Source organism: Bradyrhizobium sp. NBAIM14 (genome assembly GCF_020193895.1).
Lineage (GTDB): Bacteria > Pseudomonadota > Alphaproteobacteria > Rhizobiales > Xanthobacteraceae > Bradyrhizobium > Bradyrhizobium yuanmingense.
Genome location: NZ_JADYVQ010000001.1, coordinates 1099446 through 1117723, shown reverse-complemented (window position 1 = coordinate 1117723; position 18278 = coordinate 1099446). Strand labels below are relative to the sequence as shown.

The window sequence follows — 18278 nt, the reverse complement described above, 5'->3', positions numbered from 1 at the left end:
CGGCAGCCGTTCATTTTGAAACGCATCTGTCCCGCGGCGATGTGCCGTCGTGGGACGCGCGATCGAAGCAGGGATTCTTCAATACATCTCGGACATCTAGATCTCATGACATTGATCCCGACAGACCTGTCTGCGGCCCGGATCGCGGATGCCGTGCGCGATCCCAACCGGGAGATCGTGGCGAGCTCTCGCGTCATCGACCTGTCGGTCGGCATCGTCGTCTGCGTTCCATGCTTCCGTCGTCCGCAACACCTGCGCCTGACGCTGGAGTCGCTCGCGAACCAGCGCACCCCGCGTTCCTTTGCCGTCGTCATGGTCGAGAACGATGCGGTGCGGCGCGAAAGCGCGCCGGTTGCTGCGGAGTTCTTGGCCGATGGGAGGCTTCAGGGCGTCTGCCTGATCGAGAAGCGACAGGGAAATTGCCAGGCGATCAATGCTGCCTTCGAGACGGCGCAGCAGCTGTTTCCCGCCGCCACCCGTTTCCTGATGATCGACGACGACGAGATCGCATCAAGCGACTGGCTCGAACTGATGGTCCGCACCGCGGAGGCGACCGGCGCCGAAGTGGTTGGCGGGCCGGTGCTGCCGGGCTTCGACGACGACAGCAAGCCCTGGCTTTCGCGTCATCCCGCCTTCTGTCCCGCCTACGACTACAGCGGTGCGGTGCCGCTGATCTACGGCTGCGGCAATTGCCTGATCACGCGGGCCGCCTTCGAGCGGTTCGACCGTCCCGCGTTCGACCTGCGCTTCAATTTTCTTGGCGGCGGCGATTGTGATTTCTTCGTGCGGTGCCGTGACGCCGGTATGCTGTTCCACTGGACGGCGGAGGCCGTCATCACCGAGACCGTGCCGCGTAGCCGCACCAGCCTCGGCTGGATCGCAAAGCGCGGCTTGCGCATCGGCGCGATCAATTATCGTGTGCAGTACAAAGCCGCCCCGAGCGCAGCAGCGCGGGCGCGGGTGTTTGCGCAGATGCTGGGCCGCTTGCCGCTGTCGCTGCTTCGCGCCGCCGCCTTGTTGCCGTCGTCGAAAGCCGTCGTCGCGATGCATCCCGTGATGGTTGCGTCTGGCGCCGCCCTGGCGGCCCTCGGCCTCGAGCCGAAGCCTTACGAGGCCTCGAAGATCGCGTCCTGACGCGGCGAGGATTAGATACCGAAACGGGCGAGGGCGACCCGGATTGCCGAGCGTGGCAGCGATTTGAGCGACTGCCGGCCGATCATCGCGAGATAAGCGAACGCCTGGCGATACCTGCCGAAGCGGACCGCTTGCATCGCCGAGTAGGTAACGAGATGAATCTCAGCGGCAAGGCGCAGCCCGGCTGTCATGTGCTCGGGCAATCTCGCCAGGATCAATCCGTCATCGAACACCCGCGCGATGGCCGGGAAGAAGTCCTTCGGCGTCCGGATCGCGGCGTTCATGGTGTTGGTGGTGTGAAGACGATAATCGAGCAACAGCTCTGGCGCGAACGCGAACTCCCCGATCGCAGCGAGGCGGCACCAGCAATGCCAGTCCTCGCAATACTTGAGGGACGTATCGAAGCCGCCGATGGCGCGGAAAGCTTCCGCGCGTGCGAGCGCGATGCCGCCATTGACGATGAAATTGCCGGCGGCGAGCCGCGTCAGCACGTCTCCGGACGGCTTCCGGCGCCCCTTCAAGAGGCCGCGCCGGCCGATCTGGCGGCCTTCGCTGTCGATCGTGTTGTAATCGCCATAGACGAGGACGGCGCGCGGCGCGCCACGCGCAGCAGCGAGCAGCGCCGCCACCGCGCCTGAGCGCAGGCGGTCGTCGGCATCGAGGAAGAGCAACCACTCGCCGCTTGCCTGTCTTGCGCCGAGATTCCGTGCGGCCGATACGCCCGCGGAATCGTTGTGGAACAAGTGCAGCCGCGGGTCACGCATGCCGCGGACGATCGCAACGGTTTCGTCGTCCGAGCCGTCGTCCACGACGATCACCTCGGTCACCTCGCGCTGCGCCAGAGCGCTGGCAAGCGTTTCGCCGACATAGGCCGCAACGTTCTTGGCCGGAATGACGACCGATACCGGTGTGGTCGAGCCGACCTGAAGCGGCAAGCGCGCCGGCGCTGCCGCGCGGGAGGCGGCTGGCAGTTCGAGAACCTCTTCAGCGGTGATCAAGCTACGGCTCGCCTTTAATGATCCGTTAACCAGGACCCCATGTGCCGCGCTGGTAATGCTGGCGATCTGCAAGTCCGGCGTGCGCGCATGATACTCGCATTCCGCTCGAACCGTTGCCGAGAAGGGCCGTGTGCCGCCGGTTTCGTAGAATAACGTTAAGCCGCTGGCATTAAGCCTGTGGCAAATTTGGAAGAGTGCGGCGGACTGCCTCGTGCGAGAATGCGCATCGGACTGCCGCGGATGGAATCCCGTGCCCGCAAACACGTTCGAACACGCCCCCGATACGATGATCCTGAACCTCTTTTACGAGGACAAGGATGACCGCTGGTTTCCGGGCGACAGGCATCTGCGTCGCATCGCCCGCCGGTTGTTGCTCGGCGAGCCGCGCATGAGTGGCCAGCTGCGCGTGTTCCTCAATCTCTGTGCGGGGCTCGACCGGCTCGGCATCCGCTACCGCGTCAACGATTACGGTTACATCGCGGAACATCCCCACGAGCTTGCCTGTATCGTCGGGCGCACGTTCCTGCTCGACAAGTTCCTATGGAAGAACCCGATCCTGCTCGGCGCTGCCGTCCACAATCATCCGCTCGACGACCTTGATCTATTCAAGCGTCTGCCGGTGAAGAAGGTCGTGGTGCCCGGTCCCTGGTACGTCGATATGTACCGGCCATATTGGCCCGAGACCGAGGCCTGGCCTGTCGGCATCGACACGAATCTCTGGGCGCCGTCGGCTCGAGCGCAAAAGACCGTCGATGTCTTGATCTACGACAAGGTCCACTGGGACCGCGAGCGCTACGCGTCGGAGATGATCGAGCCCGTGCGCGCCCGGCTCGTCAAGGAAGGCCGCTCGTTCACGGAGCTGCGCTACGGCAGCTACAAGGAAGCCGATTTTCAGGCGGCGCTCGCGCGTTCGCGCGCGATGATCTTCCTGTGCCAAAGCGAGAGCCAGGGCATCGCCTATCAGCAGGCCTTGTCCTGCGGCGTGCCGGTGTTTGCCTGGGATCCGGGCGGGCCATGGCGCGACCCCGACTATTATCCGCATCGCGTGCAGTTCGCGCCAGTGTCGTCGGTGCCGTACTGGGACGAACGCTGCGGGGTCAAGTTCACCGACATCGCCGGCTTCGAGACGGGCTGGGACAATTTCTGGGCCGGGTGCACCGCGGGCGCGTTCGATCCGCGCGGCTACATCCTGGACAATCTCACGCTGGAGCAACGGGCGCTGCAATATTACGAGATCGCGCGGAGCATCATGCGGCAGCCCGCGATGTCGCAGACCTCCGCAAGACCCGTTGACGAAGCCTCGGAAGGGTTGAGCCGCGACCCCAAGCTTCACTGGCGTTACCGAATGTCTTGAGCCATGGACCGCAGTGCCGCCAACATGACCGACGTCGGGGCCCGATCGTTCGGCCATATCCTGCGTGATCGCCTCGCAGGGCTCGATGCCGTGCAGGTGGCGCGCTGCCTCGTCGCGGTCGGGGCGCTGCTGCTGGTGCTGGTGACACTCGATCCGTTCCCGGACCTGCGCAATCCCGACGTCACCATGATCGTCGGCGGACGAATGGCGCTGACCTATATCGCCTGGGGTCTGCTGGCTGCGGTCGCTATACTGTGTGTCGCTGCCACCGATGCGCTCGCGCTGAAGAGCCTGGTGACGCCGCTGCATCTCTGCCTGCTGGTCTGGCTTGTGATCAACATCGTGTTCTCGGAAAGCCGCGGCGTTTCGATGCAGCGATTCGTGCTCACGGTCAGCGTGACGTCGCTCGCCATCGTGTTGCCATTGCTGCCGCCGACGCGGCGCAGCTTCAACCTTTGCCTGGGCGGCGCCGCGCTCGTGCTGCTCGCGCTGTGCTATCTCGGCGTCTTCCTCGCGCCGCAATATGCGGTCCACACGGCGCTCGACGTCACCGAGCCGCAGCTTGCCGGCGACTGGCGCGGCAGCTTTGGCCACAAGAACATCGCCTCCGCCGTGATGACCATCCTGGTCTATGTCGGCATCTACCTGTCCGCCGTAGGCTCGTTCGTGATGGGGCCTGTGATCGCCGTGCTGGCCGGCACCTTCCTGATCTTCACCGGCGGCAAGACGTCCTCGGTGCTGTGCCTTGCGATCTACGTGCTCGCTTCGCTGGTCTATGTCACGCCAAGCCTGTGGCTGAAGCGGCTCATCTGCTTCGTGCCGCTGGTTGCGATGAACCTGTTGACCGTCGGCAGTGTCGTCAGTCCGGTGCTGGCGGCGATGACACGGCTGCTTCCGCTCGATCCCACCTTCACCGGACGCTCCGCGATCTGGGACTTCGCGCTCGCGGCGGTCGCGGAGAAGCCGATCATCGGCCACGGCTATTCTGCGTTCTGGGACGACGTGAGTGCGCGGGCCACCGCGGAAGGAGCCGAATGGGCGACATCGGCGGCGCACAGCCACAATAGCTACCTCGATCTCGCGGTCACGATCGGTCTGCCGGGGCTGCTGCTGGTGATCCTCATCTTCGTGCTCGCCCCGCTCCGCAATTTCCAGACGGCGCAGGCTCACAGCCGCAGTGGCGCACTGGCCAAGCTGTTCCTGACCGTGTGGCTGTTCGGCCTGTACTACGGTGCCACCGAGACCTTCCTGCTCGAACGACAGAATCCGATCTGGTTCATGTTCGCGCTGGCGGTGGCCGGCCTGCACTTCCTGGCGAGGTTCCAATGCATCGAGCAGACCGAGCCCCGCGCATGACCTTCCTCAGCGTTGATCAGCCCGACGATCTTGCGTCCAGCGCGTCGGCCATCGCGGTCGATTTCCTGCGTGACTGGCGGCACGCGGCCTCGCGCCTGAGCGCCGGGCACCGCACCGCCTTCCAGCATGCCGACTGGCTCGGCGCCTGGTACGAGTCGTTTCACGACGTCGCGCCACTGATCGCCGTGATCTCCGATGCTACCACCGGCAAGGACATCGCAATCGTGCCGATGATCAGCCATGTCAGGCGCGGCATCCGCATCGTCGAGTTCGCGGACCTCGGCGTCTCCGACAACAACGCACCGATCCTGGCGCTCGATGCCGCGTTGGATGCGGGCGCGACGGACGCGATCAACACGGCGCTGATCGGCGCGCTACGCGCTCTGCCCGACCGTTTCGATCTGCTCCGCCTGAAGAAGATGCCGGCGGAGGTCGGCGGCAAGCCGAACCCGCTGGTATCGCTCGGCCGGATCGGATCCTCCTCGCTCAACGGCAATCTCGTGTTGATGGGCGACGACTATGGCGGCTATCAGGCCGCGATCAAGCGCCTGCAGATGCCGCGCTGCTGGCGGGTCTTCAGCCGTCTTGCCGGTGCGCGGTTCGAGATCGCCGCCGATGTCGGGCGTGCGCACGAGCTGTTGGACGTGATGGATCTCCAGCAGCAGGCACGCATGCAAAAGCTCGGCTCGCGGTTCGTTCTCAACGACGAGACCCATGCGCGATTCTATCGCGCAGTCGTTCACGACGGGCTCGCGGAAGGTTATGCCATGGTGTCGGCGCTGGTCTGCGACGAAGGCGTCGTTGCCACCGCATTTGGCGTCAAGCACGGTGCGACCTATGTCTTGCTGCGCATCAGCCATGCTGGCGATCCATGGTCGAACTGCTCGCCGGGTCTGCTCGTCATCGAGCGCACCATGGCTGCGCTGCATGCACTGGGCGTGCGCCGTTTCGACCTCAGCGTCGGCAATCAAGCCTACAAGCGCCGTTTCGGCGCCGAGAGGGTGCCGCTGACCGATGTCAGCGTCGCGCTGTCCTGGCGCGGCCTGCCCTTCGCCTGGCGCGATCACGTCGCGCAGGGCCTTCGGCGCTATCCGAAGCTCGCCTCCCTCGCGGCGAGGGCGATGGGCAAGGGAGCGCGCTGACGCCACGCAGGGTTGCAAGGTCACTCGAACATCGCGTTCGATGTGCTATCGTCGCCGCAATAGCGGAGACGACATGGAAGACCGTTCGGCAAAATATCGTGCATTCTATGCGCAGCTGATTTGCGGTGCTGCGAAGGCTGCAGACCCTCGCCTCGAGCAGGCCTTTCGGACCGTCAGGCGCGAGCCGTTCGCCGGGCCCGGGCCGTGGTCGATCTGTCTCGGCGGTCATCCCTATGTGGTCACGCCTGACGATGATCCCGCCTTCCTCTATCAGAACGCGCTGTTGGCGCTGGACCCGGCGCGCGGTCTGAACATCGGCATGCCCGGAGCGCACGCCTATTGGCTCAGCGGCTGCGCCGTGAAGGAAGGCGAGACCGTGGTCCAGATCGGCGCCGGCAGCGGCTATTACACCGCGATTCTCGCGCATCTCGTCGGTCCCGGCGGTCGCGTTCACGCCTATGAGATCGATGAACGTCTGGCGGGACTTGCGCGCGACAATCTGAAGGACGTCGCCCATGTGGACGTGCGCGGACGCTCGGGCATCGCGGCGGATCTGCCGGCGGCCGACGTGATCTATGTCTGCGCGGGCGCGGCACAGCCGGCGGCGGAATGGCTCAATGTGCTGCGGCCCGGCGGGCGGCTGGTGTTTCCGCTCGCGCCCGAAGGCATGCTCGGCGGCATGTTGATGATCACCCGGCCGGATGACGGTGCGATCTGGCCGGCGAAATTCCTCAGCCGCGCCCAATTCATCGGCTGCGCGGGATTGCAGGATGCCGAGGCCGGCCGGCGATTGGGTGAGGCGTTCGCGAAAGGTTGGGAAGGGGTGCAGTCGTTGCGGAGAGAGGGCGCCCCCGACGAGACATGCTGGTTTGCCGGTGAGGGCTGGTGGCTTTCGACGGCGCCCGCACCTCTACCGACGGAGCCGGTTCGGCCTCACGCCGACATCACGCAGATATAACGGTGATCCTGTCCCAATCCCGGATTGGGGCGGCATTCCCGACTGAGAATGCCGCCCGGGTCGCATCAGCCATGCAGCTTTTTGGCGGTCTCCGCGATCTGGCGGCCCTGGTAGCGCGCGCCGGCGAGCTCGTTGGCGCTGGGCTGGCGGCTGCCGTCGCCGCCGGTGATCGTGGTGGCGCCATAGGGCGCACCGCCCGTGACCTCGTCGAGCTTCATCTGGCCGGCAAAGCCGTAGTTCATGCCGACCACGACCATGCCGAAATGCAGCAGGTTGGTGATGATCGAGAACAGCGTGGTCTCCTGGCCGCCGTGCTGGGTCGCGGTGGCCGTGAAGGCACCGCCGACCTTGCCGTGCAGCGCGCCCTTGGCCCAGAGGCCGCCGGCCTGGTCGAGGAAGTTCGCCATCTGCGAGGCCATGCGGCCGAAGCGGGTGCCGGTGCCGACGATGATCGCGTCGTAATTGGCGAGGTCCTCGATCTTGGCGACCGGCGCGGCCTGGTCGAGCTTGTAATAGGAGGCTTTCGCGACCTCGGCCGGCACCAGCTCGGGCACGCGCTTGATGTCAACGGTCGCGCCGGCCTCGCGCGCGCCTTCGGCGACGGCATTGGCCATCGCCTCGATATGGCCATAGGCGGAATAATAGAGGACGAGAACTTTGGTCATGGTGGTCTCCGTTGGGATTGGGTGAGGTGATTGGCTGCTTGATCGTCACGCCGCGTCGACGAGCACGAGCTCGGAATCTTCGAGCGCCGTGATCTTCAGCCTGGCCTCGTCGCGGATCGCGGCGCCGTCGCGGGCATTGACGCGGACGCCGTTGACCTCGACAACGCCTGCCGCCGGCACCAGGTAGAGATGTCGCGACGTCTGCGGCTCATACTCCGCGCTCTCGCCCGCCTTCAGCGTGGTGGCGAGCACCCGGGCATCGGCGCGGATCGGCAGTGCGTCCGTGTCGCCGGCAAAGCCGCTCGCGATGGTGACGAGCCTGCCGGAGCGGTCTGCCTTCGGAAACGGCTTCGAGCCCCAGGTCGGCTGTCCGCCGCGCATCGCCGGCTCGATCCAGATCTGGAAGATCCGCGTCCTGGTCGGCTCGAGATTGTACTCGGAGTGGCGGATGCCGCTGCCGGCGCTCATCACCTGCACGTCGCCCGCTTCGGTGCGGCCCTCGTTGCCGAGGCTGTCCTGATGGGTGATCGCGCCCTCGCGCACATAGGTGATGATCTCCATGTTGGCGTGGGGATGGGCGGGAAAGCCGGTGTTCGGCGCGATCTCGTCGTCATTCCACACCCGCAAGGCGCCGTGGCCCATGTTGTTCGGGTCGTAATGGCCAGCGAACGAGAAATGATGCTTGGCCTTGAGCCAGCCGTGATCGGCGCCGCCGAGCTTCGCGAAAGGTCTGAGTTCGATCATCTGTGCAATTCCTTGATGTCGGATTGACCTGTTGGATAAGCCTTCGCCTGTGGTATAGAAATAGAAACTGTCGAAACGCATTGTTTCCTTAAATGCCCCATCGGGACCGGCTGCCATGGCAAAACTTCCAGATTTCGAAGCGCTCGCGATCTTCGCCAAAGTCGTGGAGCTGCGATCATTTGCGGGGGCTGCGAGCGAGCTCGGGATGTCAAAGGCCACGGTGTCCAAGGCGGTCACGCGATTGGAGGAGCGGCTCGGCGCGCGGCTGTTCAACCGCACCTCGCGCCGGCTCGCGCTGACCGATGCCGGCCACAAGCTGGCCGAACGCGCGACGCGCCTCTTGGCCGACGGCGAGGCCGCCGAGAACGAGGCGCTGGCGCAGTCGGTGGCGCCGCGCGGCCTGGTGCGGCTCGCCGTCCCCATGACGTTCGGCATCAAGGCGGTGGCGCCGCTGCTGCCCGAGTTCTTCCAGGCCTATCCGGAAGTCTCCGTCGATCTGCATTTGAGCGATGCGACCGTCGACCTGATCGGCGAAGGTTTCGACATGGCGGTTCGGATCGCGCGGCTGCCGGACTCTTCGCTGATCGCGCGGCGGCTCTTCACCATGCCGCGGTACACGGTCGCCGCGCCGTCCTATCTCAAGAAACACGGCCGGCCGACGCACCCGATGCATCTCGCCGCGCACAAATGCTTCAGCTACGCCTATCTCTCCACGCCCAACGCCTGGCACTACACCAATTCGGCCGGCGAGCAGGCCAGCGTGCGCCCGGGCGGCCAGCTTCGCGTCAACAACGGCGAAGCTGTGATGCCGGCGTTGATCGCGGGGCTCGGCATCGCCGAGCTGCCGGAATTCATCGTCGGTGAGGCGATCTCGTCGGGCGAGGTCGAAGTCATCCTGAAGGACTGGAAGCAGGCCGAAGGCGCCGTGCACCTCGTGACCCCGCCCGGCGGCCCCCGCCCCGCGCGCGTCGAAGCGCTCGCCGATTTCCTCGCAGCGAAGCTGCCGGGCACGTGCAAGCGCCGGCCGCGCGGGAAAAGCAAAGCGTCGTAGGAGCGCGCGCGGCTTCAACGCTCTCCGTCATTGCGAGCGCAGCGAAGCAATCCAGCATGTCTCCTCGGAGAGATTCTGGATTGCTTCGTCGCAAGAGCTCCTCGCAATGACGAACTACGACACCTTCACGCCATGGATCGCGACGACGCGCAGGCTTGGCTTCAGCGTCCCCTCCAATTGCGCCTTCAATTCGTGAACGCGTGGGTCGCTCGACCGCGCCGCACACACACCATATTGATGGACGGATCGCGCCAGCGCGCGCCGCGCTTCCGGCGTTCGCGTCAATTCGGGCGTCGAAAGCCGCAACACGATCGCTGCGAGATTCACCAGCATCTCGTCCAGCGCAACGTCGATAGTCGCCAGATTCCGCATCATCCACTCTCCCTGGGAAGGCAACAGCGGGCCCGGACATGCGTTCCTGAAGGAGCCCGATATGGCTAACGCTTCGTAAACGTCTTGTTCTTGCCGCCTGGCGCGTTAGCCTGGCAGCGAAACAAGAAAATCAGGCGAGGGCAAATCATGGATCGACGCGGTCTCTTGCGTGCGGCTGCGGCATTGCCGCTGACGGAGTTTTTGCCCAGGCAGTTTGCCAAGTTGAAGAAACGCTAGGGCCCTCGCGTTGCGGTCATGAACTTTGTTGTCTATACCCGCGCCGCGTTCTGTTTCCTGCTTCCCGTTTCTCAACAACCCGACGACCGCTACATGATGCTTCGTCTTATTTGCCTCTTACTCTTCGCACTGTGCCTGGCCGGCCCCGCGCAGGCGCAAACCAACCAGCCGGCGACGGTTGCCAAGCCGGCAAAGAACGCGCCTCCCAAGCCGGCACCTGCTTCGCAGTCCACGCCGCAAGCTGCAGGACCGTGCGTCGGCGTGATATCGCTGCTGGGCGATCGCTTCATCGTGAAGAAGATCGGCGTGACCGTGTTCGGCAACGAGAACAAGGAGGTTCCGGTCGACGGTTTCGGGCTCGATGACCTCGTTGTCGAACGTGTGAGGGCCGCGGTCGGCTCTGGTTTTGTCGTCCGCAGGATCGCTGCCGATAGATCCGCATTCAGTTCCTACGATCCCGGGCTTGGCATGTTCGTTCGCAGCGACAAGGCCGGCGCCATCGTCCGCCAAGTTGCCGGTCAGGCCGGATGCAAACGCTATGTCGTCGTGATCAAGGGAATACGCCAGGGTGGATTCTTCGGCATCGGTGTCATGAAGGTCAGCCCGCTGTACGACATCGCCGACATCTACGCGGTCATACGGATCTACGTTCATGACGGGCAAAGCTTCGATATTCTGAAGAGCGGCGAAGGCTCGATCAGCGGAAGCAACTTTATGACCGGGCCGCCGGCCCTGCGTATCGATTGGGCGCAGTGGCCAGAACCGCCGGAAGCCGCCAACAATCCAGTGATGCGCGCGTCGACGCGGCAACTGCTCGGCAACGTCCTCGACAAGAGCCTGCCCACCCTGTTGCAGTCGCAGTAGTTGGGGAGATGCGGCCAACCGGCCGCCCCCTCCAGGCCCCGCCGGGGAGGGTGCAAGCGCACGGCTATCGCAACACAATCCATTCCGGTTAGGCTGCCTCCCAATCACGAAAACAATCGGGGAGGTACCCACCAATGAACCGCCGCGAACTTCTGAAGGCCGCTGCCGTGCTGTCCCTCGCACAGGCCGCTTGCTCTCGATCAAGCTTTGCCCAAGCTCTTTACCCCTCGCGCAACATCACCATGATCGTTCCGTTCCCGGCCGGCGGACAGGCCGATCTCGCTGCGCGACCGGTCGCGACGGCATTGGAGCGGATCCTCGGCAAGCCTGTGATCGTCGACAACCGGGCGGGAGGCGGCGGCGGATCGGTCGGCAATGCCGCGGCCGCGCGTGCCGAGCCCGACGGTTACACGCTGCTGATGACGCTGTCCTCGCTCGCGGTGCTCCCCGAGGCCGACCGGCTGTTCGACCGACCCGTCGCCTACGAGGTCTCGCAGTTCATGCCGATCGCGCGCGTGCTCGCCGATCCCACGCTGCTCGCGGTGCCGGCCTCGGCGCCCTGGAGAACCGCGCAGGATTTCGTCGAGGATGCGAAGAAGCGGCCGGGCCAGATCGCCTATGGCTCGTCCGGGCCGTACGGCACGCTGCATGTGGCCATGGAGATGTTCGCGAGCAGCGCCGGCATCAAGCTGCTGCACGTGCCGTTCCGCGGCGCAGGTCCTGCGCTGACTGCGATCCTCGGCGGCACCGTGCAGGCGATCGCCGCCGCACCCGGCACGCTGAAACCGCAGGTCGACGATGGCAAGCTGCGCGTGCTCGGCAATTGCGGCGCGCAGCGCATCGCGAGCTTCCCTGATGTGCCGACCTTCCAGGAGCTCGGCTACAAGGATGTCGAGTTTTACATCTGGGCCGGGCTGTTCGCGCAGAGCGCTCTCCCTGCGCCGATCGCGATCCGCCTGCGCGAGGCGATGACGCAAGTGATGACGAGCCCTGATGTGCTCAAGGCATTCGAGACCTCGGGCAGCCTCGTCGCCTATCAGGACGCGCCGGCCTTCTCTGAGTTCGTCGCGACCGACAGCAAGCGGCTGATCGCGGCGGTGAAGAAGATCGGCAAGGTGGAGTAGGGCCGTTCAGAATTCGCTGCGGACCAGGCCGCGCAGCGTGTGACGGTCGTATCCCGGCGCGAACGCGCCCTCGTACGAGGCCTTGAACGATGTCGCGGTCGTCAGGTCCCACCGGATTTCGGCGCCGGCAAGCGCCACCGTGCGCGCGCGCTCGACGCCGGTGATCGCGAACGGAATGCCGGGTGCGCCCTCCAGCGCCGCCGTCGTGGTTGCCGCGCTGCCGGTAAACTCATGACGAACGGCAATGGTCGCGCCGAACTGTGCCGCGTGGCCATTCGGCATCATCATGCGCTGGCTGCCGCGCAGGCCGGCCGTGCCATAGCCGAGGTCGAAACTGCCGCCTCGCACCAGCTGATTGACCCCCGGCGCACCTGCCTCTGAAAAACTGCCCTGGCGTGTCGCGTACCAATCAGCCTTGGCAAAGGGCTCGGCGACAAGACCCCATCCGGTCTGGAACGGCCGCGAGATGCCCAGCGAAGCGGCAAAGGTGTTTGCACGCGAGGCGGCAGTTGCCGTCTCGCCGAGGAACGCGATCGTGCGCGAGGAGTCGAGCGCCGCAAAGGAATAGCTGATCGCCGATGCGAGATTGAAGCCGCCGGCTTCGCCGCGCGCGTAGACGCCGGCATGCCCGGCATTGGCCTCGATACGGTCGGCGCGGCCGGTCATTCGCAGTTGGCCGGTCGATGCGCCGACCGCGAGGCCTGCCGTAAAGCCCGGCATGTGCCAGAGGTCGGCACCGAGCGCGGCGCCGGCGATGGTCGTGTTGGTTCCGAAGGCAATGTCGCTCGCGGCCACCTTGTCCCAATTACCATAGCCGCCAAACCAGACGCTCTGCATCGGCGCCGCGCGGCGGCGGTTCAACGCCTTGCCGATCGGGTCCCTGGGCTCCGGCGCGTAGGCGGACGCGGTCATCCGAACGGTCTCGCCGCGCGACTGCGTCCCGGCATTCCACATGAAGCTCTGGAACATGTCGGCCTGATCCGCAACGAAGCGGCGTCCATTGGCGTGGATTTGACCGGCCAGGTCGTCGAGGCCGGCCTTGATGCCTGGCGTATTGAGCGCGGCGAGTGTGTTGATCGCAGTGGCCAGCGGTCCCGATGCGCCGCCGAGCTGTACCTGGTCGAGTGCGCCGGCCACCGCGGCCTGGTTCGGCGTCAGCCCCGACAACGTTCCGAAGCCGCCGATCTGCTGCAGCAGGAAGTAGACGTTGTTGGCGTCATAGCTGAGCTGCCCTGTGACTAGCGGGCTGCTAGAGCTCGTGAGCGCGGCGAACGTGCCGCTGACGCCGCCCGCCGCCGTGAGGATGGTGTATTGCGTGTTGGCGATAAAGCCTGCGCCGAGCGGCACGATCTGCACCGTACCGCCGTTGAGCGTGGCGGTCCCGGTCGCTGCGATCCTGTGGGACTGGCCGCCGGGGTTGATCTCGACCTGGAAGGTCGAGCCGGCATTGAAGGCGACGTTGCCGTTGACGTTGAGCGTCCCGATCGAATTGCCGGGCGCGACCATGCCGCCATTGTTGACGACGAGTCCGCCGACGGTGCCGGTGCCGCCGAGATAGCCGCCATTGATCGTGACGACCGAGGGCAATGTGCCGTTCACGACCAGGCCGCCCGCGTCCACTGTCGTCGCGCCGTTGAAGGCGGTGGTGCCGGTCAGCGTCCAGACGGAGTTGCCGTTCTTCTTCAGTTGCTCGAACTCGTCATATTGCAGGCCGGGGCCGAGATTGCCGAGGTCGAACATGGCGCTGCCAATGCTGCCGAAGTTCAGCGTATCGGTACCGCTCCCGCCGCGAACATTCCCGGTGATCGTCGCGCCCGGCGCGAGGCCGAGCTGATCATCGCCGCCATTCAGCTCGATCGCTCCGCTGCCGCCGCCCGAGATGGTGCCGGCGTTGAAGATGGTGTCGCTGCCGGAAGAGCCCTGGATGGCGAGGAAGAAGCCGCCGGAGATCGTGCCGCCATTGACGAGCGAATTGCCGCCGGCGATGAATTGCACGCCGGTATGGCCGCCGCCGATCGATCCGCTGTCATAGACGAGGACGACATTGCCGCTCGACGTCCCGCTGATCCGCAGTCCCGTCGTGTTTCCTCCGGTGCCGACGGCCGTCCCGCGAATGTTGAGGAGGTTGTCGTTCGAATTGTCGATGACGATGGCTGCTTCGGCGTTGCCCGTACCCTCCGCGATCGCACCGGCGGCGACCGTCACATTGTTGTGGGTCGATCCGTTGGAGAGCAGAACCGCTCCGCTGGAGGTCGAGACTGTCGCCTGATTGTTGACGGTGACATGCGAGGCGATGGTGGCGTCGAAAACGATCGCAGGTATGCCGGCGCCGGGCAGCAGCGATGTCGTGGTGCCGTCGCCGACATTGACGGTGACGTTGGTGCCGCCGGTGGCGTTGATGTGATCGGTGTTGCCGAGGCCGGTGCAGGTTGCGACATCGCCCGAATTGAGTGCGCCGATCGTGCCGGTGCCGGCCACGGTGCAGGCGGCGCGCGCCGGGCTGGACGTCAGGACCAGGAAGGCCAGCACGAGGGGCGCCAGCGCGGTGGTGACCAGCAGCTTGCGGCGAAAGATTGCGGCCGTGGCGACGTTTTGCGCACAGACCGGTCTTGCAGTCGGCATCGACATTCCCCTCATTGCAGCCCATTGCTAGCGGGAGCGCCGTGATGATTCTTGGCGTCAGGCGAAATGCCTTATGGCGAAAGGCGCAAGAGGCCGGTTTGCTTCTGCCCTGTTGCTGGGGCGCCACGGACCAAGGCGTCAGCGGGAGCTGCCATGGTTCCAGTCGCGCTTTTCACATTTTGTTGTTGGTCCAGAACAAGCTCGCGTCTCATTGATTGAAGAGAATTCGAGAGACTTGGGAAGGATCTGGACATGCGAACAGAGCGGATCGCGCTAGGTGTGGCGCTTGCGGTCGGCGGCATCATGGCGCACAGCGCTGCATCCGCGCAGGAATACCGCGGCACGATGGAACAGCAGATGGCCTGCACACCTGATGTGTGGCGCCTGTGCAGCGATCAGATTCCCGACGTGAACCGCATCGTGGCCTGCTTGCAGCAGAATACGCCACAGCTCTCGAGCGGCTGCCGTGCGGTGTTCCAGTCCAGCAACCAGATGCCGCCGCAGCAACAGGTTCCGCGCGGTCGCGCCGCGCCACCACCACGCTACATTGCTCCGCCGCCTCCACAGCGGCCTTACGACGAGGACGAATAGCCCCGCTCAGGGCCTGTGCTCGCAGACGTCGACCCATTCGGCCGCGGTCAGCTCGGCCATCCGCTCCGGTGTGATGCGCACCGCGCTATGGGTCGAGCCGGCAGCCGGCACCACGACATCGAAGGCCTTCAGCGAGATGTCGCAATAGATCGGCAGCGGCGACTTCAGGCCGAACGGGCAGACGCCGCCGACCTCGTGTCCCGTGATGTCGGCGACTTCCTCCAGACCCAGCATCTTCGGCTTGCCGCCGAACTGCGCCTTGACCTTCTTGTTGTCCATGCGCGAGGTGCCGGCCGCGACGATCAGGATCACGCGCTCGCCGATCCGCAAGCTCAGCGTCTTGGCGATCATTCCGGGCTCGACACCATAGGCTTCGGCCGCCAGCGCCACGGTCGCGGAGCTGATCGGGGATTCGATGACGGAAATGTCGGGGGCTTTCTCGGCGAAGAAGGCGCGAACGGATTCCAGGCTCATTCCGGGCAGCTCATTCCAATCTTACAGGCGGGCGACGACCCTTAAGTGATTCCCGGCAACTCGGAGAGGGCGCGGACGCGATGATCCGGCTCAAAGCCGAGCTCGTCCATCTGGGTGCGGATCGCCTTGAACATGGTGAGCGGTGCCACGAGTTCGTTCTCGACGCAAGCCAGCGCCATCGCTTCGGGCGTCACCCGCTCGATCCAGGCAACCTTCAGTCCGAACGATTTTGCCCCGGCGGCGTCCCAGGGATTGGAGGAGACGAACAGAACCTCATCAGGCGCGGTGCCGAGCACCTCGCCGATCCGCTCATAGGCCTGTGGGCTCGGCTTGAAGATCTTTTTCGCGTCGACGCTGATGGTGGCATCGAGCAGGCGGTCGAGCCCGGAATTGCGTACCAGCGCATTGAGCATGTCCGGGCTGCCGTTGGAGAGGATGGCGAGCTTGCGCGGTCTTAAGGCCGCAAGCGTTTCGGCCGCATCCGGATAGAGATCGAGATGCAGATATTTCTCGATGACGCGCTCGAATGCCTCGCTCTCATAGGCGAGTCCGAGCACACGCAGCGTATAGGCGAGCGAGTCGCGCGTGACCGCGTCAAAATCCTGGTAAGCTTGCATCAGCGAGCGCAGCCAGGTGTATTCAAGCTGCTTGATGCGCCAGACCTGCGTGATGATCTCGCCGTAGCCGGGAAACGCATCCTCAGTGACGTCAGCGACCGACTGGATGTCGTAGAGTGTGCCATAGGCGTCGAAGACGACGGCTTTGATGGGCATTGGCTGTCCTTCCGGGGTTGTGGTCACAGGAACTCCCATTGGGGCGTGCGCATAATTCGTCAGCTTACCAGAGCAAAGCGGACGTCTGCCACTGCAGGTGTGATCGGCAGCTTGTGACCCAAGACAGACATTGCCGGGTAGTCGCTATAATTTGAACTCTATTCTTCATGCGGGCGTGCTTAGCTATTGTAGTTGTAGGGCAATAAGGCGCTTCGTCCCATGCCGAAATGGCTTGTTGTACTTGTCGCTCTCCTCGCGGCTACGGCCTACGTCCCTCAGGTCCGCCACAGTGTGATCAACTGGCTTAAGACGCACCCTGCGCTCATTGGACCAGCTCTGACCGTCGCCGGAATACTGGCAGTCTTGTATCTGTTCATCGATCCTACCACGGTCCTGTTCTTGGCGGTTGTCGCTGTCGTCTCCGCTCTCGCTGCATTCTTTGACCCAAGAACCTATTCGAGCCGATGAGACCCTCGTATGAACGACAGCTCGCGGCCCTTGAAGCTTCGTACAGGGAGTTGCTTCTGTCGGCACTACAGGGGTGCGCTAAGGGACAGTGGGGACTCTTCGGCTCGTACGAACGAGTTGGTTTGCGCGACCCCGCACGGGAGGAGCTCCTTGAATTAGGCTCCAAAATCGAGCGCCTGCGCCACAAGTGCGGCATTGAACCCTTCCAGCTCCACGAGCGGTTCCTGCAGATGGGCTCTCGCCTTTCAAACACTCCGGGTGAGCCGAAATTGGCTCAGCGGTGGTTGGACGAACTGACGTAAGCAATCACGCGGTTATGGCCCTTACACAAATGCGCACAGTTTTCCTGCTCTGGCATAGCTATCCGCGCGAAGATGCTCTGGATGAGAATGATACCGAAGATAAACTCGTCGGGGTCTATAGCAGCGCGGCCGAAGCAGATGCAGCAAGACTGCGCAAGCTGCGCTTTGAGGGCTTTCGCGACTATCCCGATAATTTCCAAGTCAGCGAGATGGAAATCGACAAGGACGCGTGGAGTGAAGGATTCGTCACCGTGACAACGTAAACCGAATATCTCATCGAGCATGGAAGAGCACTCTTTCGTCGTGCCTAAAGAGCGTGAGAGCAATCGCTCCGATACGCGCCCGTTGATTTGGTGGTTCGTCCTCGCCCTTATAGCGCTAGTTGCGTCGCAAGTTATGCGGCTGCATCAACATCAAGCGGCAAGTTGGCTTCTCTGGGACTATGTGGGTCGGATCACTGCTCTCACCATTTTGGCGGCAGTGCCTTCTGCTCGGATCGCTGCATTTCGAACAGGTGGACGTCAAATTTCACTTTTTGAGATTGTCATTTGGATCGTCGGAATTTGCTTGCTAGATCGCTTTGTCCAGTTGCCGCAATCTTTCCTCAATGCGGCATTCCCTACAACCGTTCTCGGCGCATATCCGCACCCGACCGGATGGCTAAAAGCGTTCGATCTTTTTTTTGGCTTAGCCTTGGTAGCTATCAGCGAAGAAGTCATATTTCGCCGATACATCCGGCTAGCATTCCGGCCTTATCTGGGTGACGGCATCTTTGCCGTTCTCACGACGTCAGTTTTGTTCGGCGCAATTCATTGGTGGGCCGGCCTTGGTAATGTCCTTTCTACGGCTACTGTTGGCCTTTTCCTCATGTTAATGCTGCGGCGGTCGGGTGTGCTATGGCCGGTGGCACTCGCGCATTACCTGCTAGATTTGATCAATTTCGCCTAACGCGCCTTGCAGGTTCGGAAGTCATACGACTGCTCCTGGCCCGAAGGGGCCGACGCGATACCTCCGTCGGATGTCAGCTGCTCGGGGTGTAGCGGACCCGA

At 64.0% G+C, this 18278-nt stretch carries 18 protein-coding genes; 11 read left to right on the top strand and 7 right to left on the bottom strand.

The window, feature by feature from the left end; all coding sequences use genetic code 11:
• Positions 1-105 precede the first annotated feature (105 nt).
• Positions 106-1134, top strand: a complete 1029-nt coding sequence (locus I6F28_RS05205; RefSeq protein ID WP_225139391.1) for a glycosyltransferase family 2 protein — start codon at positions 106-108, stop codon at positions 1132-1134.
• Positions 1135-1145: 11 nt separating this feature from the next.
• On the opposite strand, the gene I6F28_RS05200 is transcribed toward I6F28_RS05205, so the two are convergent.
• On the bottom strand, positions 1146-2132 hold the full coding sequence (locus I6F28_RS05200) for a glycosyltransferase (RefSeq protein WP_225139390.1): 987 nt from the start codon (positions 2130-2132) through the stop codon (positions 1146-1148).
• A gap of 250 nt (positions 2133-2382) precedes the next feature.
• Between I6F28_RS05200 and I6F28_RS05195 the strand changes: the two genes are divergently transcribed.
• The 4 genes from I6F28_RS05195 (at position 2383) to I6F28_RS05180 (ending at position 6942) form a co-directional block, all read left to right on the top strand.
• Entirely contained in the window at positions 2383-3486 is a 1104-nt protein-coding gene (locus I6F28_RS05195; protein ID WP_225139389.1) for a glycosyltransferase, read from the top strand.
• Positions 3487-3489: 3 nt separating this feature from the next.
• A complete protein-coding gene (locus I6F28_RS05190; protein WP_225111573.1) occupies positions 3490-4842 on the top strand; it encodes an O-antigen ligase family protein in 1353 nt (450 codons plus the stop codon).
• Positions 4839-5984: a GNAT family N-acetyltransferase gene (locus I6F28_RS05185; protein WP_225139388.1), complete on the top strand. Its 1146-nt coding sequence runs from the start codon at positions 4839-4841 to the stop codon at positions 5982-5984. Before I6F28_RS05190 ends, I6F28_RS05185 begins: the two co-directional genes overlap by 4 nt.
• 73 nt (positions 5985-6057) lie before the next feature.
• Positions 6058-6942 carry a protein-L-isoaspartate O-methyltransferase family protein gene (locus tag I6F28_RS05180; protein ID WP_225139387.1) on the top strand — a complete coding sequence of 295 codons (885 nt, stop codon included), beginning with the start codon at positions 6058-6060 and terminating at the stop codon, positions 6940-6942.
• Between the two features lie 65 nt (positions 6943-7007).
• Here the strand turns inward: I6F28_RS05180 and wrbA are convergent, their stop codons facing one another.
• Together wrbA and I6F28_RS05170 are read right to left on the bottom strand one after the other, a co-directional pair.
• Positions 7008-7607, bottom strand: a complete 600-nt coding sequence (gene wrbA, locus I6F28_RS05175) for an NAD(P)H:quinone oxidoreductase (RefSeq protein WP_057028278.1) — start codon at positions 7605-7607, stop codon at positions 7008-7010.
• A 45-nt stretch (positions 7608-7652) separates the two neighbouring features.
• Positions 7653-8351: a pirin family protein gene (locus I6F28_RS05170; RefSeq protein WP_225139386.1), complete on the bottom strand. Its 699-nt coding sequence runs from the start codon at positions 8349-8351 to the stop codon at positions 7653-7655.
• 115 nt (positions 8352-8466) lie between these two features.
• Between I6F28_RS05170 and I6F28_RS05165 the strand changes: the two genes are divergently transcribed.
• The gene (locus I6F28_RS05165) at positions 8467-9402 is read left to right on the top strand and encodes a LysR family transcriptional regulator (RefSeq protein ID WP_035997402.1); all 936 of its coding nucleotides are present in this window, start codon (positions 8467-8469) and stop codon (positions 9400-9402) included.
• A 114-nt stretch (positions 9403-9516) separates the two neighbouring features.
• Here I6F28_RS05165 and I6F28_RS05160 read toward each other — a convergent pair whose 3' ends face one another.
• Complete coding sequence (locus I6F28_RS05160) at positions 9517-9774, bottom strand: hypothetical protein (RefSeq protein ID WP_225111707.1); 258 nt, start codon at positions 9772-9774, stop codon at positions 9517-9519.
• Positions 9775-10029: 255 nt separating this feature from the next.
• Between I6F28_RS05160 and I6F28_RS05155 the strand changes: the two genes are divergently transcribed.
• Positions 10030-10875, top strand: a complete 846-nt coding sequence (locus tag I6F28_RS05155) for a hypothetical protein (RefSeq protein WP_225139385.1) — start codon at positions 10030-10032, stop codon at positions 10873-10875.
• Between the two features lie 134 nt (positions 10876-11009).
• Positions 11010-11999, top strand: a complete 990-nt coding sequence (locus I6F28_RS05150; protein WP_225139384.1) for a Bug family tripartite tricarboxylate transporter substrate binding protein — start codon at positions 11010-11012, stop codon at positions 11997-11999.
• Positions 12000-12005: 6 nt separating this feature from the next.
• Here I6F28_RS05150 and I6F28_RS05145 read toward each other — a convergent pair whose 3' ends face one another.
• Positions 12006-14621 carry an autotransporter outer membrane beta-barrel domain-containing protein gene (locus I6F28_RS05145; RefSeq protein ID WP_225139383.1) on the bottom strand — a complete coding sequence of 872 codons (2616 nt, stop codon included), beginning with the start codon at positions 14619-14621 and terminating at the stop codon, positions 12006-12008.
• 252 nt (positions 14622-14873) lie between these two features.
• Between I6F28_RS05145 and I6F28_RS05140 the strand changes: the two genes are divergently transcribed.
• The gene (locus I6F28_RS05140) at positions 14874-15212 is read left to right on the top strand and encodes a hypothetical protein (RefSeq protein ID WP_035997417.1); all 339 of its coding nucleotides are present in this window, start codon (positions 14874-14876) and stop codon (positions 15210-15212) included.
• A gap of 6 nt (positions 15213-15218) precedes the next feature.
• Here I6F28_RS05140 and I6F28_RS05135 read toward each other — a convergent pair whose 3' ends face one another.
• A complete protein-coding gene (locus tag I6F28_RS05135) occupies positions 15219-15686 on the bottom strand; it encodes a YbaK/EbsC family protein (RefSeq protein ID WP_035997420.1) in 468 nt (155 codons plus the stop codon).
• A gap of 41 nt (positions 15687-15727) precedes the next feature.
• Complete coding sequence (locus I6F28_RS05130) at positions 15728-16459, bottom strand: haloacid dehalogenase type II (RefSeq protein ID WP_225139382.1); 732 nt, start codon at positions 16457-16459, stop codon at positions 15728-15730.
• 799 nt (positions 16460-17258) lie between these two features.
• On the opposite strand from I6F28_RS05130, the gene I6F28_RS05125 reads away from it, so the two are divergent.
• On the top strand, positions 17259-17492 hold the full coding sequence (locus I6F28_RS05125) for a DUF7336 domain-containing protein (protein ID WP_225139381.1): 234 nt from the start codon (positions 17259-17261) through the stop codon (positions 17490-17492).
• A 19-nt stretch (positions 17493-17511) separates the two neighbouring features.
• Entirely contained in the window at positions 17512-18177 is a 666-nt protein-coding gene (locus I6F28_RS05120; RefSeq protein ID WP_225139380.1) for a CPBP family intramembrane glutamic endopeptidase, read from the top strand.
• Positions 18178-18278: the final 101 nt, after the last annotated feature.